Origin of the sequence: Acinetobacter sp. YH1901134, from assembly GCF_013416965.1 — a bacterium.
Lineage (GTDB): Bacteria > Pseudomonadota > Gammaproteobacteria > Pseudomonadales > Moraxellaceae > Acinetobacter > Acinetobacter amyesii.
This window is the reverse complement of sequence record NZ_VPEW01000008.1, coordinates 191,157-208,716: the sequence shown is the minus strand read 5'-3', so window position 1 is coordinate 208,716 and position 17,560 is coordinate 191,157. Positions and strand designations below refer to the sequence as shown.

The 17,560-nt window shown below is 40.5% G+C and carries 18 protein-coding genes and 1 pseudogene; 10 read left to right on the top strand and 9 right to left on the bottom strand.

The annotated features are described in order from the left end of the window. Positions 1-395 precede the first annotated feature (395 nt). From FTV50_RS10490 to FTV50_RS10480, 3 genes are read right to left on the bottom strand one after another with little or no spacing between them, the layout of a single operon-like run. On the bottom strand, positions 396-1,472 hold the full coding sequence (locus FTV50_RS10490) for a DUF6670 family protein (RefSeq protein WP_180024371.1): 1,077 nt from the start codon (positions 1,470-1,472) through the stop codon (positions 396-398). A 36-nt stretch (positions 1,473-1,508) separates the two neighbouring features. Continuing rightward, a complete protein-coding gene (gene pssA, locus FTV50_RS10485) occupies positions 1,509-2,333 on the bottom strand; it encodes a CDP-diacylglycerol--serine O-phosphatidyltransferase (protein WP_078192422.1) in 825 nt (274 codons plus the stop codon). Between the two features lie 41 nt (positions 2,334-2,374). Beyond that, positions 2,375-3,232, bottom strand: a complete 858-nt coding sequence (locus FTV50_RS10480; RefSeq protein WP_078189232.1) for a 23S rRNA (adenine(2030)-N(6))-methyltransferase RlmJ — start codon at positions 3,230-3,232, stop codon at positions 2,375-2,377. Positions 3,233-3,346: 114 nt separating this feature from the next. On the opposite strand from FTV50_RS10480, the gene FTV50_RS10475 reads away from it, so the two are divergent. Together FTV50_RS10475 and FTV50_RS10470 are read left to right on the top strand one after the other, a co-directional pair. Further along, positions 3,347-3,949 carry a 2OG-Fe(II) oxygenase gene (locus tag FTV50_RS10475; protein WP_078192423.1) on the top strand — a complete coding sequence of 201 codons (603 nt, stop codon included), beginning with the start codon at positions 3,347-3,349 and terminating at the stop codon, positions 3,947-3,949. A 71-nt stretch (positions 3,950-4,020) separates the two neighbouring features. Next, positions 4,021-4,548 (top strand): hypothetical protein, encoded by a 528-nt coding sequence (locus FTV50_RS10470; protein WP_180024370.1) that lies wholly within the window; start codon positions 4,021-4,023, stop codon positions 4,546-4,548. A 51-nt stretch (positions 4,549-4,599) separates the two neighbouring features. Here FTV50_RS10470 and FTV50_RS10465 read toward each other — a convergent pair whose 3' ends face one another. From FTV50_RS10465 to FTV50_RS10445, 5 genes are all read right to left on the bottom strand, one after another. Continuing rightward, positions 4,600-4,857, bottom strand: a complete 258-nt coding sequence (locus FTV50_RS10465; RefSeq protein ID WP_078189234.1) for a DUF2789 family protein — start codon at positions 4,855-4,857, stop codon at positions 4,600-4,602. A 105-nt stretch (positions 4,858-4,962) separates the two neighbouring features. Continuing rightward, the gene (locus FTV50_RS10460; RefSeq protein WP_078192425.1) at positions 4,963-5,223 is read right to left on the bottom strand and encodes a DUF2789 family protein; all 261 of its coding nucleotides are present in this window, start codon (positions 5,221-5,223) and stop codon (positions 4,963-4,965) included. A 188-nt stretch (positions 5,224-5,411) separates the two neighbouring features. Further along, a complete protein-coding gene (locus tag FTV50_RS10455; RefSeq protein ID WP_078192426.1) occupies positions 5,412-6,398 on the bottom strand; it encodes a malate dehydrogenase in 987 nt (328 codons plus the stop codon). A 170-nt stretch (positions 6,399-6,568) separates the two neighbouring features. Continuing rightward, positions 6,569-7,228, bottom strand: coding sequence for a ribonuclease I (locus FTV50_RS10450; RefSeq protein WP_180024369.1), 660 nt, complete (start codon positions 7,226-7,228; stop codon positions 6,569-6,571). A gap of 45 nt (positions 7,229-7,273) precedes the next feature. Then, a complete protein-coding gene (locus tag FTV50_RS10445; RefSeq protein WP_257223903.1) occupies positions 7,274-9,250 on the bottom strand; it encodes a lytic transglycosylase domain-containing protein in 1,977 nt (658 codons plus the stop codon). Between the two features lie 307 nt (positions 9,251-9,557). On the opposite strand from FTV50_RS10445, the gene miaB reads away from it, so the two are divergent. The 4 genes and pseudogenes from miaB (at position 9,558) to FTV50_RS10425 (ending at position 12,990) form a co-directional block, all read left to right on the top strand. Further along, the gene (gene miaB, locus FTV50_RS10440) at positions 9,558-11,015 is read left to right on the top strand and encodes a tRNA (N6-isopentenyl adenosine(37)-C2)-methylthiotransferase MiaB (RefSeq protein ID WP_078192429.1); all 1,458 of its coding nucleotides are present in this window, start codon (positions 9,558-9,560) and stop codon (positions 11,013-11,015) included. Between the two features lie 38 nt (positions 11,016-11,053). Further along, positions 11,054-12,145 (top strand): PhoH family protein, encoded by a 1,092-nt coding sequence (locus FTV50_RS10435; protein WP_111885944.1) that lies wholly within the window; start codon positions 11,054-11,056, stop codon positions 12,143-12,145. 9 nt (positions 12,146-12,154) lie between these two features. Continuing rightward, positions 12,155-12,637, top strand: coding sequence for an rRNA maturation RNase YbeY (gene ybeY, locus FTV50_RS10430; protein WP_078192431.1), 483 nt, complete (start codon positions 12,155-12,157; stop codon positions 12,635-12,637). Positions 12,638-12,699: 62 nt separating this feature from the next. Further along, a pseudogene (locus tag FTV50_RS10425) lies at positions 12,700-12,990 on the top strand (antibiotic biosynthesis monooxygenase). Here the strand turns inward: FTV50_RS10425 and FTV50_RS10420 are convergent. Further along, a complete protein-coding gene (locus FTV50_RS10420; RefSeq protein WP_218950737.1) occupies positions 12,991-13,848 on the bottom strand; it encodes an energy transducer TonB in 858 nt (285 codons plus the stop codon). It lies immediately after the preceding pseudogene. Positions 13,849-14,106: 258 nt separating this feature from the next. Here FTV50_RS10420 and FTV50_RS10415 point away from each other — a divergent pair, with 258 nt between their 5' ends. The 4 genes from FTV50_RS10415 (at position 14,107) to FTV50_RS10400 (ending at position 16,995) form a co-directional block, all read left to right on the top strand. Beyond that, positions 14,107-14,790, top strand: a complete 684-nt coding sequence (locus FTV50_RS10415) for a hypothetical protein (protein ID WP_078192433.1) — start codon at positions 14,107-14,109, stop codon at positions 14,788-14,790. A 157-nt stretch (positions 14,791-14,947) separates the two neighbouring features. Then, on the top strand, positions 14,948-15,661 hold the full coding sequence (locus FTV50_RS10410) for a DUF3108 domain-containing protein (protein WP_078192434.1): 714 nt from the start codon (positions 14,948-14,950) through the stop codon (positions 15,659-15,661). 90 nt (positions 15,662-15,751) lie between these two features. Then, positions 15,752-16,327, top strand: coding sequence for a xanthine phosphoribosyltransferase (locus FTV50_RS10405; RefSeq protein WP_078189246.1), 576 nt, complete (start codon positions 15,752-15,754; stop codon positions 16,325-16,327). Positions 16,328-16,596: 269 nt separating this feature from the next. Next, positions 16,597-16,995: a hypothetical protein gene (locus FTV50_RS10400; protein WP_143221668.1), complete on the top strand. Its 399-nt coding sequence runs from the start codon at positions 16,597-16,599 to the stop codon at positions 16,993-16,995. Positions 16,996-17,560: the final 565 nt, after the last annotated feature.

The window sequence follows — 17,560 nt, the reverse complement described above, 5'->3', positions numbered from 1 at the left end:
TACTGACAAAAATTTGCTCAAATAAACTTCGAGTAATTTCTACCATCAATCAATGAAAATAATTTCGATCGATCAACCAGTAAAAATCCACACAAGTTGTTCTTCATAATCTCTTAATGATCTTCTTGTTGGTTCGTCACCAGCAAGCTAGGTCGGCTATATTACTCTTTATTTCTAAAGAGTCAACTAGTAATTCAAATTATTTTTAAACTTATCAAATAAAACCCAACTCAATCAATTCAACCAAGTCATTGTTTTATCAGAAGTTTTAATCTTCATCACCGCCGATGGATGTGCATTCTACAGCATTTCTGATCCAACGCAACACCCTTTTCCATTTATTTTTAATTTTTCATTACGTTTGTTTATTTATTCTACCAAATTAAGTTTTTTTACTATTTTTTGAGCATAAAAGGGACAATATTTCCATATTTGTCCGTTAATTTATCTTTTTCATTCTTTTCTTGCCATTTTAAAGCTCGACAATCTACATATTCACAGTAGCCACCCTCCCCACACTCGATTTCGTCGTTAATTTTAATTTGATAGTTAAAGCTTCCTGCATAGCCAGCGCCGAGTCCAAATTTAAAATCCCCACGACTCTGCGCTTGTATATGTATTTTCATTTTGTCATTTTGGTAAATCCATTCAAATTCACGTGGTAAATACATTTTTTGCAAATTGGGGGTTTTAACCACAGGATAAACGCGCATGACTTTAAAGAACACGCCTTGGTCTGCCATGAACACTTGCTTCTGATTTAAATCTCTTAGATATAAACGTGAGCTCAAAATATTGTTATAGCGATCTCGCGTTTGCATAAAGATGATTTGACGCTGTCGGCTGAGGTTGATTACCTGATGGGTATAAAATGCTAAAGGTAAATATGGGAACTTGCGTATTTGTGCATAGGATAATACCGCCAGCTGATTTACATCATACATCTGGCCCTGAAATTTGATTTGACCTTCACATTGGCACATCACCGACCAATATTCAGCAAGACCTAATCTCAACTTAATTAAACACGAAGAAATATCGGTAGTTTGTACGGACAAATCTAAACTGAGTTCAGTATCTTCTCGATGGATTTGAAATACCGCTCCATCCCAACCAATCTGCTCTTTATCTCTAAATTTAAAGACGGTATCACTCAGACTACAGTCGTCTTTGATGGAATATGATTGTAATTGCCCAACCATATGACCGCTCACACTGGTCAATACTGTGGCTGTATTGAGTTCGTCTTGTTGAATGGACACAGGATTTTGAAAAGCGGGAATCTGAGGCTGACCGAGCCAACTTATAAAGTTAAGATAATGTAAGGGCGCAGGAAGATTCGGTAGACAGAGTCCATAATGGACTGAAGGGTAAGGCGTATTCGGCGCATGTAGATTTATTTTTTTATGTTGCATATCTGGAGCTTGATTCAATCGTCTTGATTGATCCAAGAAATCTTGAAATATCTGCATATCAAGCTCCTTTTCATTTTTATTTCATGTTTTAACTCATGCTTCAGCCTTTTTTGCCATTAAGGTTGTGACAAAGCCAGACAATGCATAAATTACTGAAATAATTAAAATACCCATTGGAATATTATACGTTACAGCAGCTAAAATGAAGACTATGATTGGCAACACCGCAAATGGAACACGGCGACGATCCACAGTTTTAAATGAATAGTATTTTACATTTGAGATCATCAATAGACCCACTGCAATAATCACTACCGCATTAAAAATCTGAATACCTGTTTCGCGTAAGTCGAAGACCGCAGGGATATCCATACCTACCCATACCAATGAAATAATCATAACGGCTGCGAGTGGACTTGCAACACCAATAAAATAACGTTTATCGACAACCCCGATTTGTACGTTAAAACGTGCTAAACGGAAGGCTGCACATGCGGTGTAAACAAAACATGCTGCAAGGCCAATACGGCCTAAGTCATTTAGACTCCAGCTATACATTAAAATGGCAGGTGCAACACCAAATGCTAGCAAGTCCGACAACGAGTCAAACTGTTCACCAAAAGGACTTTGTGCGCCGATAGCACGTGCGACACGTCCATCCAAACCATCAAATAATGCTGCAAGGAAAATGGCATAGATGGCTTGTTGAAACTCACCATTCATACTGGCAATTATTGAATAAAAGCCGGATAACAACGCTGCAGTTGTAATCAAGTTTGGCCACAGATAGATCCCACGACGTTTCACTTTATGCCCTTCATGGGTATGCTCCTCTTCTTCAACTTCAAATGTAATGCCATCAAATGCATTTTCATCCTTTGAAGAAATTTCCCGCTCAGGTTTATTTGTATTTGTCATTGTTCGATCCTAACTGTGACCTTTCTTTTTCAAGTTTAAAATTATTCGCCAACCAACCAACGTACGGCTGCATGACCACCATTTTCATTCATACGAAGATGTGGGAACAACCATTGTAATGCTTCGTCCGCATCTTCAGAGAATTTCCAAGGTGGGTTAATCACCAATAAACCACAACCATTTAGACCGACTGGAGTGTCATCTGGCCATACACAAATTTCGCAAACCAACTGACGACGAATGCCGGTTTTGTACATTTTCTTTTCAAAACGTTCAATCATCGCGCGGTCTTTAATTGGATACCATACCGCAAAAACGCCTGTCGGCCATTTTTTATAAGCAGCCACCAACAATTCTACAAGCTGTGGAAAATCTTTACGTTCTAATTCGTAAGGCGGGTCAATCATGACCAAACCACGTTTTTCTTTTGGTGGAATTACACCCAGTAAACCTTCGTAAGCATCACGCTCATGCAAGCCTGCACGTTTATCAAAAATATTGTGGCGCAATTGTTGGAATACATCGCGCTGCATTTCAAAAATCGTTGCCTTATCAGTTTCACGCATGCCTTCAAGTGCGAACCACGGAGAGCCTGGATAAGCGCCTTTACCAAAGTTTTCACGCATTTTTTCAACAACTTTTAAATATTGTTGAACACCTTCAGGCGCATTGCGTTTAATCGAATCATCGAGCTTAACTAAACGATGAATACCATTTAAAAACTCACCTGATTTCTGTGCTTCAGAGGTCGAAAGATCATATTTACCTGCACCACCGTGTGTATCTACATAGCGATAAGGTTTATCTTTTGCATTCAGTCGACTTAATAACTGAAGCAGCAAAACGTGCTTCATCACGTCGGCAAAGTTGCCTGCATGGAAATGGTGACGGTAATTCATGTTTCTTTAATTCCTGATATCAACGGACATTTTAGCATGAAAAATAGTTTCATTCCGATGCTATTCTTGCTCTAGAATACGTCACCTTTTTTTCCACAACTTTATGGATCGCATATGGAAACAGCCTTTCTCCCAAAGTCTTGGCCGGTTGATCAAATCCTCGATGATTTAGATCAACACGGTTTTAGCATTATTGATGACGCTTATCCTGCAGAATATATACATGCACTTGTTGAAGAATGTATGTCAAATTTAAATAAATTCAGGGATGCAGCCGTACAAAATGGAGTCATCAGTAAAATTAGAAGTGATCATATTTTATGGATTAACGACACATTAGATGTCGCACAAGAACACGTTCAAGCCTTAGAACATTTATCAGAACAATTTAATCGCGCATTTTTTTCTGGCATTCACGAAGTCGAAGCACATTTTGCTTGTTATAACGCAGGTGAGTTTTATGCACTACACAAAGATAATCCTCAAGGCAAAAATGGACGTGTCATTTCAGCGGTTTATTATTTGCATGAATATTGGCAAGCCGACTGGGGCGGTGAATTGCGCTTACAAGATAAGAATGATGTTTGGCATATTTTAGAACCTAAACCGAATCGCATTGCGTTATTCCAAAGTGACCTATTACATGAGGTACTCGAAGCAAAACATCAACGTTTATCGATTACGGCTTGGCTACGTAATGACAACTCGATGTGGTAATTCGAGATTCCTCCTTTAAATCCCTTAAACTATCCTCATATATGAGTCATTCATAGATGAGGATGTACCCGATGCGTCAAAACAGTCATAAAATTATTCAGCGTATTGGCGAAACCGATCAATTATTTCTACAGGGCAACAGCCCTGAACTTGCTCTTGAGCGTGCAGACTTACGCCTGCAATTGGTTAATTTAAGTAAGAACCATCAAGAACAAGTGTATTTTCTGCAAGAAGCCATTGTTCTACTTGAGCAAAGCCGGATTGAATTTGAAGAAATGCCGATTGAGCTATACGTCAGTTTGTCTGTACATTTAGCCAAAGCTTATATGATATTTTTTGAAATTACCCAAGAGCAGCGCTATGCCCTGATTACCCAGCAGATTATGAAACCGATGTCCAAAGCTGAACATGGCGACATTTACTTCTACCTGGCCTATGCCTCTGCAGTAAAACAGGAACCTGCGTTAACCCGCCACTGGCTAAATAAGTACTGCAAATCTCAAGAATTCAAACTGACCACATTACTTGAGCATCCTGCATTTAATCCATATCGCCAAGAAGATTGGTTTGCAGAGTTACGCCAAAGCAAACTGCACTAAATAAAAAAACACCTCTGAGGAGGTGTTTTTTTATTTGTGGAAAAATGAAATCTATGCCGGCTGCAGCTTATATGCATCCATATGCAACTGTTGATTCAGCTCATCAATCCATATAGCCCAATCATCATCTTGTACTAAATGACTGATTAGAAAATCACGCTGCGCTTTATTCCAAAACGGCGCATCATGTAAATTTTCACTTGCAGCAAGCTGATGCGTACGCACGTATAACTCGATCGCAGCTGGACTGCTAGCTAACCCCAATTGAGAAAACAATAAAGCTAAGGATGGTTTATTTTGATTGAGCATCTCGCCCTCCTTATCAACCAATCTGTCATTTATTATTTAATTAACTTATATGATGAAGCTAAAAAAACCTAGCGTTAAAACTAGGTTTGTTGTTTCAAATTGTATTTAGATTTTGCATGATCCGGAAAGCTTATGTTCTGTATGCAATTGTTCATTTAAAATATCGACCACTATGGCCCAGTCATCATCTTTTTTCCAATGACTGATAATGAAGTCACGCTGTGACTTCGTCCAAAATGGCGCTTCATGCAATGGAACATCCATGGTGATTTGATGCGTTTCGATAAATTGATCAATGCCTTCCGGACTTGCATCTAACCCCAATTGTTCAAAAAATAGTTCCAACGTCGGTTGTTGATCAAACATTGCCGTTCTCCTCAAGCCAAAAACATTTCTTCCACTTCATAGTTATCTGTTTAATTGACTTTGTCAGTTGCAACTACATCTCAACGTGTTATTTTTTGTTCAAAACTTAAGCTTGGTATTTTTCGCAGGCCATAAAAAAGCACCCCAAATGGAGTGCTTTTTTTTATAATTTAATTTAAAAAATTAAATTATTTAACCATGTCAGCAACTGCTGCACGTTCTTCTTCAAGCTCGTTTAGAGTGACGTTGATACGTTCACGGCTGAATTCGTCGATTTCAAGACCTTGAACGATTTTGTATTCGCCATTTTCACAAGTTACAGGGAAACCGAACATTACGCCTTCAGGAATACCATAAGAACCGTCAGAAGGAATACCCATAGTTACCCATTTGCCGTTTGTGCCAAGAGCCCAATCGCGCATATGGTCGATTGCAGCGTTTGCAGCAGAAGCAGCAGAAGAAAGACCACGCGCTTCGATGATCGCAGCACCACGTTTACCAACAGTTGGAAGGAATACGTCTTTGTTCCAAGCAGCATCGTTGATTTTGTCTTTTAAGCTTTCGCCGTTTACATTTGCAAAACGGTAGTCAGCATACATTGTTGGAGAGTGGTTACCCCAAACTGTCATGTTTTCGATGTCAGAAACTGCAACACCCGCTTTTTGAGCAAGTTGAGTTAACGCACGGTTGTGGTCAAGACGTAACATTGCTGTGAAGTTTTTCGCTGGAAGATCTGGAGCAGATTTCATTGCGATGTAAGCGTTAGTGTTTGCAGGGTTACCCACAACAAGAACTTTAACGTCACGGCTAGCAACTTCGTTAAGTGCTTGGCCTTGACCGATGAAGATTTCACCGTTTACTTTAAGAAGGTCAGCACGTTCCATACCAGGACCACGTGGACGTGAACCTACAAGAAGAGCGTAGTCAGCATCTTTGAATGCAACTTTAGGATCATCAGTACCGATCATACCTTCTAAAAGAGGGAATGCGCAGTCATCAAGTTCCATCATTACGCCTTTAAGCGCTTGTTGAGCTTTCTCAACTGGAATTTCTAATAATTGAAGGATAACTGGTTGGTCTTTACCCAACATTTCACCGCTTGCGATACGGAATAATAAGCTATAACCGATTTGACCAGCTGCGCCAGTAACGGCAACACGAACTGCTTGCTTCATGTAATTATCTCCAATTGAGGAAGGTCATAATGATTAAATAGCTGTTCTATCTAATCTTAATAATCATAAACGGCAAAGATTGTACTCCAATCTTTTGACGCTTGCATGTAAAAGAGAATGCTTTTCAACAAAAGTATGATAGGAAATATAAATAAAATGCCGAAAAAAGCTTAGAAAGAACCTTTAATTATGAAAGTTGCAGGACAATTTCCGACAATAGTCGTAGGGCAACTTTTATACTTCCCATTGTTTTTATAGCAAATTTTAATCTCGGTCAGTAAACTGCCACCACGGGTTTGCATACAGTTAAATTCAATACTTTGGGATACCAATCCGCTGTTCATACGCAACATTTTATTACGCAAGACATTGGCTTGAATGGATTGGGTTTCTTGGCTAGTCAATTCATCTGGAATTTTTAGCTTATCTGCATGATTAATAATGGTTCTGAAATACTGACTAGCATTCATTGGGATACAGCCGCCGGTAGTGTGCCAAAGCGCCACGCGAGCATTTTCATCAGGCATAATCCGTGCAACCACTTTGGCTTGCAACGGAGAAAGTTTAGCTGAACTATTGGTGGTGCAATCACGGGTAGAAGTTTCTGGATATAGGCCCGTGATATTGAGTGAATACCCTTCCAGACATTTACGTTTTTTACTTTTTAAAGGGTCATAGGCGCAAACAGCTGGCACCATTTGCACATCCATCACATAGCCATTAACCACGGGTGCTGCCGAAAGCACAGACACACCAAAGCCTGCACCACTGCTGATGAGCAGTGATGTCAGTATTCGATAAACAGGTCTAATGTTCAATTCGGCATTCATTATTTACCCATATTGCGCCTTAAAACAGGCGCGTTGCTTTAATGCTTATTGCGCATTCCGTAATGGAATCATTTGCATTCGTTTTTCAATCGATTGCGGTCCCTGACCCAATAAAAGGCCGTAATGGGTTGCATTGGTCATCACATGTTTTACATAGTCTCGAGTTTCCGTTAATGGAATCGATTCTGTATATTGGTCCGCTGCAATCGCTTGATACTCAGGCTGCCAGCGTCGAGCACGATTTGGACCCGCATTGTAGCCTGCAGTCGCTAATACTGGACTATTACTCAATTGACGTTGAATCATTGATAAATAGAAAGTGCCATAACGGATATTGGTATTCATATCCGTTAATGCAGCGGGGTTATAACTCTCCCCCATCTGACGAGCCACCAATTTTGCTGTGTCTGGCATAATTTGCATTAAACCACCGGCACCGACATGTGAACGTGCGCTAGTGACAAACCGACTTTCTTGACGCATCAAGCCATAAGCCCATGCAGGGTCAATCCCTGCATTACGACTATGACTCACCACATAATTTTGATGCGGCATAGCATAACGTAAAGCATAATTGTGCTGTTTAGTGGTTCGATCTGCCGCATAAATCGCCCGATCATACCACCCCATATCGGTTGCACGTTTAGCTGCGGCAAGAATCATGCCATCATCATGCTTTAAATAGGCTTGACGCACTGCCCAGTTCCATTCACGGTTAATATAGCTTTCAGATGCATTAATATTGCGCAATGCAAAGGCACGACGGAAGTGAATATCCTGACTGAGACGCTGCGCATCTTGTGACGAAGGCTGCACATTTGACGGAATATTGTTATAAGACTGACCAATTTTGTCACGTGCTAACAAATTATGGTAATCATCGCCAACGGCAAGCTTGCGATAAATTTCTTTAGCCGCACGTTTAGATGAGGCATCTCCACGTTGTTCAGAGGCACGTGCTAACCAATATTGCCAACGGTCTTCCTGCTTTTGCGAAACGCTCATCGCATCAATTGCACGAATGACACTTTCCCATGCGCCAAAACGAATGGCTTGTCGCGCATAAATCTCGGCTTCTTCTGCACTAAAAGGCAGTCCATAACTCAAATCAAGATAATTTAGAACTTCACGGTTGAAATTATTTTTCATTACCGTTGTACCACCGATATACCCAACACTTCGGTATAGGGCTTTTTGCACATCGGCTGGTGTGCCTTCTGCTGCACGTTTCACCGAAGAAATCGCGCCATTTAAGTCGCTATCGGCCAAGCGACCCATCGCATAAATCAGGTATGCATGATCTTCAGCTGTGGCTTTGGGTGCAGACCATAAATAATTCAGTGGATTGGCTTGAATGGTGTTGAGTTGTGACAAATTAATATTTACGCCAATGGTTTGCGCAGTCGCAATCGCTTGTCCTGACTGACCCGCTCTTAACTGTCCCCACATCCGTTGATTGCGGTCATCTTGAGTCATTAAAGGACTCGACAGCATCATACGGCCCAAGCCCGTACACGAGTCAGGTTGTGAGTTTGTGGTCAACCATACATCTTTAAATTCTGCGTAAACCAGAGGGTCGCCCGACTTTGCGCGGACTTGAGCCATGGCACATGTTTCAGCACGGTCAGCATTAGTCACATATTGCAAGACAGGCTGTGCTGTAGCGAAATCAGCTTGTTTGACTTTTTCTTCAACATAATCTGCGGCTAATTTTTCTGCCATTGCCGAGTTTGGATAGCGCTGTGCAAAATTAATAATGGCACTTGCTGGCTGTGAAGCCAAATTGTTATTCAGTAACCAATATTCTGGATAATAGCCCAAAACGTCATTTTGCATGGATGATTGGTATTGTTGTAATAAACTAATATTGCCTGCATTCGCAGCACGTAAAGCATCGTTAAACTGCTCATCTGCAGCTTGGGTAAACGCAGAAATTCCGGAGAGCCCGACACTCAAAGCAAGTAATTTAGCGTAATTTTTCTGTTTAAAATTATGTTTTAACATCCACTTGCCTTCTTTCATGTCATTCTGCTCAGTTACAGCACATCGAACTTTGTTTAGGAATTAGTTTAATAATTCTAAACTCTGCATTGTGTTCTGTTATGTAACCTTATGATTAGCCAATATTAATTTTCAAACATTTTTGCTTCATAAATCAATATGGCAGAGTTGTCATTTTAGGCTGTAAGTTTCTAGTGAATTACTGCTAAAATATTGCCCATTCTTAAAATCCCCTTTTTGACCTCCGCAGCTGCACAATTCAATTGATTGAATTGTCTGTCAGCCACGTATGGTTATTGATTTTCATAAAATTCCTTTAGGAGCCTACATGACGGTTCAAACCTTCATCCCGAATAGTGCCCAAGCTGCCCCAGATAACACTGTTACCCAGCCACAGCACACCCCAGCTCAAGATGGAGCAGTGAAAAAACTGTACATCGAAACGCAAGGGTGTCAGATGAATGAGTATGACAGTCAACGTATGGGCGACCTTTTAGGTGATTCTCACGGCTATGTGCTGACAAACGATCCAAAAGAAGCGGATATTCTCCTGATGAATACCTGCTCTATCCGTGAAAAAGCACAAGAAAAAGTATTTTCTGAGTTAGGCCGCTGGCGCAAGCTGAAAGAAAAAAATCCTGACTTGGTGATTGGTGTTGGTGGCTGTGTTGCCTCTCAGGAAGGTGACAACATTCAAAAACGCGCACCGTATGTCGATATGGTGTTTGGTCCACAAACTTTGCATCGTTTACCGCAAATGCTGGATCAACACACTGAACAAGTGGTCAAACCGAAAAAAGAAAAAATTCAGTTGGTGGATATTTCATTCCCTGATATTGAAAAATTCGACTTTTTGCCGGAACCGCGTGTAGAAGGTTTTAAAGCCTTTGTTTCTATCATGGAAGGCTGTTCTAAATACTGTTCATTCTGCGTAGTTCCTTATACCCGTGGTGAAGAGGTTTCTCGCCCACTCGATGACGTATTGGCTGAAATTGCCACTTTAGCTGAAAAAGGCGTACGTGAAATTTCATTACTCGGCCAAAACGTGAATGGCTACCGTGGTGAAACTTTTGAAGGGGAAATCTGTACCTTTGCAGACTTATTACGTTTAGTTGCTGAGATTCCAGGGATTGGTCGTATTCGTTACACCACATCGCACCCGCTTGAATTTAATGATGACTTGATTCAATGCTACCGTGACTTACCGCAAATGGTTTCTCACTTGCATCTACCAGTTCAAAGTGGTTCGAATGACGTGCTACAAGCCATGAAACGTAACCACACGATTGATGTATATATCGATAAAATTGCTAAATTACGTCAAGTTCGCCCTGATATGCATTTATCTAGCGACTTTATTATTGGCTTTCCGGGTGAGACTGACGAAAACTTCGAAGAAACTTATCAATTTATCCAAGATATGGACTTCGATCATTCATACAGTTTCATCTACTCAAAACGTCCGGGTACTCCTGCCTCAGAACTTGAAGACACAACCCCTGAAGATGTGAAAAAAGAACGTCTTGCAAAAGTTCAACAATGGATTAAACAATCCAGTATCGATAAAACTGATGCCATGCTGGGCACCATTCAGCGTGTCTTGATTGAGTCTGTTTCAGACAAAGATCCGAACTTGCTGATTGGTACTGCAGACAATACACGTTTGGTTAGCTTTATCGGTGATCCTGCATGGGTTGGGCGTTTTGCAGAGATTGAAGTGACCGATATTAAAACTTTGAAGTTTGTTTACGGTGAACTCTTGAATCTTGAGCCTGACGTGGCGTAATGTAAGCTTAATCGTCAGACCAATTTAAAGGAATTCTCTTGACTGCAGCGATTCGACGTACTGTAACTTTTGCTGGTATTCCACTTGACCGTTTACAAAGCATGCTCGGTGCCTATAACGGTCATCTCAAACAAATTGAACAACGTTTAGATGTCAAAATTTCTCATCGTGCAGATGCTTTTTTTGTCGATGGGGAAATCGATGCGGTAGAGAGAGCCGAAAGTCTCCTTCACCGTCTTTATGAAGAGTCCGAAACCAATCCACAGATTAGTGCGGACATTTTACACATGATGATTCAAGGCAGTCAGACTGACCGCGAAATTCAGGAAGATTTTTCTGAAAATGAGCATACCGGTTTAGACAATGTTTATCTACAAACCCGTAAAGGTCGAATCAATCCACGTGGTGCCAATCAAAAACGCTATGTACAGCGTATTTTACAAAGCGATATTTCATTTGGTATCGGCCCAGCGGGTACAGGTAAAACTTATCTCGCGGTCGCCGCTGCTGTAGATATGCTAGAACGTAACGAAATTCAACGCATTTTATTGGTTCGCCCTGCGGTTGAAGCCGGTGAAAAATTGGGTTTTTTACCCGGTGATTTGAGCCAAAAAATTGACCCTTACTTACGTCCGCTATACGACGCTTTGTATGAAATGCTCGGTTTTGAAAAAGTCGCAAAACTGATTGAACGTCAAGTGATTGAAGTTGCACCACTCGCCTACATGCGTGGTCGTACCTTAAATCATTCTTTTGTGATTTTAGATGAAGCACAGAACACTACCCCTGAACAGATGAAAATGTTCCTCACCCGTTTAGGCTTTGGTTCTCGTGCAGTAATCACTGGCGACATTACACAGGTCGATTTACCTCGTGGTCAACAATCTGGTTTGGCACATGCCTTACGTGTGATTGAAAAAATCAAAGAAATTCATATTACTCGCTTCCACTCTCGTGACGTGGTACGTCATCAATTGGTTCAAAAAATTGTTGAAGCCTATGAGGGATGGGACAGCGAACAACATCGCCTTACAGCTGAACAACGTGCAGAACGTAAAGCACGTCAGGAAGCCTTGGTGGCGGACAATGATGCTAAAGCTGATGGGCAGCATCAAGACGAAAACATTTAAGGATTCATTTTGAAACTTAATCTCTCCTTGCAGCAAAATTTTCAGTCACCTGAATTGGTGGTGAAACGTGCGCATATCAAAAAAGTCGTGGAAACGGCTTTACGTCATATCGATACACAAAGTGATTGTGAGATCGGTATTGCATGTGTGGACAATGACGAAAGCCACAAATTGAACTTGGAATATCGTGGTAAAGACAAACCGACTAATGTGTTGTCTTTTCCGAGCGATCTCCCCGATGAAATGGCAGCAGTTTTAGACTCATTTCCGATTGGTGACTTAGTGATTTGTATTCCTGTGGTTCTTCGTGAAGCACAAGAACAAAGCAAAGCACCCCTGACCCACTTTACGCATATGCTGGTACACGGTACGTTGCACCTCATGGGCTATGACCATGAAACCTCTGATGAAGATGCTGAAGAAATGGAAGCGTTGGAAATCGAGATTTTAGCCAAATTAGGGTTTGATAACCCTTATCTGGAAAGAGATTAAGAACAAAAAAGCGAGCTACGGCTCGCTTTTTTTATCGTCATAAAAACCAAGGAAGGAAAGATATGCAATATGTCGTGATTTTTAAAGCACGCATTCGTACGCTTGATGAGCTGTATTTTTCGACTGCACAGCAGCTTAGAGACAAAGCCTTGACACACTTTAACTGTCAACATTTTGAAGCGCTGACAGAGGGTGAGCATGAAATTGCCCTTTCCTACTGGAATACATTAGAAGACATTCGAGCTTGGCAACAAGATGCACAACATCTGGTCGCGTAGCAATTGGGGAAAAACCAATGGTATGCGAGTTTTAGCGTCGAAATCTGCGAAGTTTTGCGACGCTATCGCGACTGATTAACGCACCTCAAACTCTGCTTCTGCAGGATCAAAGCGCCAAGTACGCACAATACGAAGTTCTGAGATGTCTTTCATTTTGGCATCAAACAAACCAAAAGGTGCCGCCTTACGCACAGAGGTTTTTGCAGCTTCGTCCAATAAGTTTGAACCTGAACTTTCGATCAAACGAATGGCACGAATCCCGCCATTACTGTTCAAAATAACCATTAAACGTACTTCACCGCGTAACTGTTGCTGTTTTGCCGCTTCAGGATAATAACGGTTGCCATAAAACTCGACTTTTTCGCGGAATTTTTCCATATAGGCCGCAGAAACATCTTGCTTGGCTTGAATACCATCAATGGTTTTAATTTTTTGCTGACGGCTAAAGTTTTGCTGACGTTGTAAATATTGGGCTTCGATACTCGCCACCATCGCAGCCTTGGCCTGAAACTGACTATTCAACTCCTCAACGGCTTTTTTGCGACTATTTTCTTCAGCTTGTTTTTGCCAACTCAAAGTTGTCATCAACACTTTATCTTCAAAGCTGAGTTCTTTCTTTTGTTGCAGTTGTTCTAAAGCTTCACTTTTTTGCTCACCGGTTTTTTGTTCGATCATCGGTGCAGGCATGTCACTCGACATACGATGTGACTCACGGAATGTCCCAGAGCCCTGCTGATCGGCTTGTGCTAAAAAGTCTGCATGTTCAATTTTTTCCGTCGTAGAACGTAAAGAAACTGCAATTTCTTTGGTGTTATAATCCGCCTCTTGGGGCATGGAAAATTGCATGGTTAAAAAAGCCAAATGCAACACAGCAGCAAACGCCAATGCAGTTGCAAATATGGGATCTTTCCACCACTCTTTCATCAAGGGCATGAACGTTATTTTTTTCAGCATCACATTAAACCGACAATTTGCCGCATTCCCCAAACTGCTTAAAACAGTATAAAATAAAACTCGTATTCATTTTTTGATGAAAACGAGAAATCCATCAACACATAGATAATGCACAATTAAAATCATGAAAATGGTGCAATTTATTTTGCTAAACTGCAAGATCAAAACCTTGTGTTTTTATAGAAATCGACAAGATAAACATCGTCAAAAAACATAATTTGTCAGGATGCACTTCTTATGCAAACGCTAGTTTCCAATATCGCTAAACGTATACGCCAAGTGTACCAAAAAGCTGAAGGATTTATTGAAGATGAGCGTGAATTCCCAATGTCTCAAGTGTTTTTAAATGCGACATTTCAGCGCTTTGTGACCGATAATGTGAAAATGCTCAAAGACTTGCATGCTGACCTGCATGATGATTGGCTTCGACTGTATGCCACATTGGATTATAACGGGCTGATCATAACACTCTCTGTTGATTTAAAACTGGTACAGATGGAACTCAACAAACAAACCCAATTGATCGTATTTGAACAAATTAGTGATACACAAGTGATTGAAGCGAAGTATCCAAATGTTCTGTATAAGATGGGCGTGCGCATGGCGTTATGGTTCTATCAAAAAGTACTCAACCAAGATCCATTGGGTATGATTTTGGAAAAGCTCAATGTGATCAAAGTTAAAGATGATTTACTGTATTTAGACCTGAATCGCTGGCTCGGTAAAAGTCGATCGATTATCGACACATTGGGCAAAGTCCATGTCAACCATGCTGTTTTACGTGAGGCCGAATTGGTGGTGATAGGTAATGTTAATTTAACCGCATTGTTCACCAAGATGTCGCAAGAACGGATAGAAGACTGGGATGACTCAAATTTAAAAGACGATGAAGTCACGCCAATTAAGCAAAAGGAAAGCTAGACTTATCCTGTACTTAGATATCTTGAGCCTATAAAACGCTACACAACATATACATTAGGCACGGATTTGCGACGAGATTCTCCACAATCCAGCCGCATAATAAATATATCAGGTGGTTTAGCCCACCACACTTCTATTGAATAGGAAAACCATACTTATGGCACATTCAGTTTTGAAAAATTTAGGTCTTGTTGCTGGGGTATCGACTACACTGCTTTTGACTGGTTTCTCAAGTCAGTCATTTGCCATGAGTCCATTCCAAGCCAACTACCAATTTAACTACAACGGCAAAAACTTGGGTTCTGCAACACGTACTCTAAAACAATCTGGGAATAACTGGACTTATGTTTTCGCAGCAAAAGCTGGTGCGATGGCCTCTGCAACTGAAACCAGTCGTTTTAGTTTAAATGGCAGCCAAATTCACTCGAACAGCTTTAGCCGCAGCAGCAAAATTTTGGTGCACAACAACACCATGAATATTAATTTTAATGCTGGCGCAAAAACCATTAATACCAAAAAAGATGATAAAGCGCGTTCATTTGCGTGGAAATCAGGTGTGTTAGATGAACTCAATGCTGAATTGCAAATTCGTGAAGATTTAAAAAATGGTGGTTTGAAATCGAATTACTACATTGCCGATGCCAAAGAGGTTGAAGCTCGTAAGTTCGTGAAACAAGGCACTGAAAAAGTGAAAACCACTTATGGAACTTTTGACACCGTGAAAGTCGTGATGCGTCATGACAAACCAGGCCGTCAAACGACTTTCTGGTTAGCGCCAAAACTAGATTATCTACCTGTCAAAGTTTCCCACCAAGACAATAAAACCTCTTACGGTTTATTGTTAACGGGCTATAAAGGTGCAACAAATTAATTGATTTGATCAATTTCGCTTGCATTTTTCACGGTGCTTTTTAAAATACGCTTTTGCTTTAAAAAGCACCTGCCCCTCGAGGATTCTCCCGTGCACGCTCTGGAACAGAAAATCTTAGCTGAAGGTATCGTTCTCTCTGAAGAAGTTCTGAAAGTCGATTCTTTCCTGAACCACCAAATTGACCCTGTGATGATGCAACAAATTGGTCAAGAATTTGCCCGTCTTTTTAAAGATGCTGGCATCACAAAAATCATTACGATTGAAGCATCAGGTATTGCACCTGCAGTAATGGCTGGTCTTGAACTTGGTGTTCCTGTGATTTTTGCACGTAAATATCAATCTTTGACCTTAAAAGATGATTTGTATCGCTCAAAAGTGTTTTCTTTTACCAAACAAACTGAAAGCACTATCGCGATTTCTAAAAAGCACATCAATGCTGAAGATAAAGTTTTAGTGATTGATGACTTCTTGGCCAATGGTCAAGCGGCTTTAGGTCTTGCAGATCTTATTCATCAAGCAAGTGCTGAAGTATTGGGTATCGGTATCGTGATTGAAAAATCATTCCAACCTGGTCGTGATATTTTGCTTGAAAAAGGTTATCGCGTTGAATCATTGGCACGTGTGAAATCGCTGGCGAATGGTACAGTTGAATTTGTTCGTGACTAGTTTGCGTTCAAAAGAAAAAAAGAACACATCAGGTGTTCTTTTTTTTTGCTAAAAATTTGCCATTAAGGTGACATAAAGCGCACTTTTTGACACCTTAGTTACAAGCTGACAAAACATCTGTGTGCAAAACTCGATAAAATTCAGGAAAATCGTTGCATTTGATCGAATGGGTCAACTACTCATCTGTCAAATTACATTATGCTGCACCATAAATTCGGCCACTTTATTTTTTAAGGCTATGGAAAGTTATGAATACAGAAGATCAAAACATGGAATCGACAGTTAAATGTCCAAAATGTGGATCAACCCATATTGAAAAGCGTAACCATGAACAAAACTTACAAAAAATTGGTGGGGTCTTACTCAGTGGTGCAGGAACTGCTGCAGGGACTGTCGGTGGTGCGGCATCTGGCGCATCTATTGGTGCTGCGATTGGTGGCGTGACTGCTGGCCCACTTGGCGTGATTATGGGCGGAACCATCGGGACTTTTGTTGGTGCAATTAGCGTCGGTATCACAGGCGGTTTTCTCGGACACCGTTTTGGTAAAAAAGCCGGCGTGATCGTCGATCAAAATATTTTTCTCGACTACCAATGTTTAGATTGCAAACAGCGCTTTGAAGTTGAGCAACAGCCTGAAGACGCTGCAAAGACTTCGGATCAAGACTAATTTCGATATTAAAAAAGAGCACATCAGCGCTCTTTTTTAATAGGTTATTGTTTTCTAATATGTATTTCTAGTCTATTGAAATGCCATTCGAAACCATGGCGAATCAATTATTTTGAAACATCAGTTAAAGATTTTGAGTCCACTTTAACTTGATCTTGTTTCACTAAAAATTCTTTTTCTTCGGCTTTTTCTCTTGCGGGAAATCCATACTGTATAAACTGGCATTGCCGTACACAAGGAAGATGCAGCCAATACGGAACACAGGAAAGTCATTAGAAAATTAATAATAGACATCACACACCCCAAAGAAGAAATTTAAATACAAATCATGTAATCAAAAAATAAAAATAACGCGCCCAAAGAGAGAGCAATATTCGACTCGAAACCATCACTGAGCAGGCTGTATTTAAAAACTTTCAATATATTGTTGATATCATTTATTTTTAATATTTCAGGAATAGTTCAACAGATTTATTTTTATATTTTGGTCGGTATACAACGACATAAATAAAAAGACGTCACACGTAAATAAAGCAAGAAAAGTGCAATATTTAAGCCTTTTCTT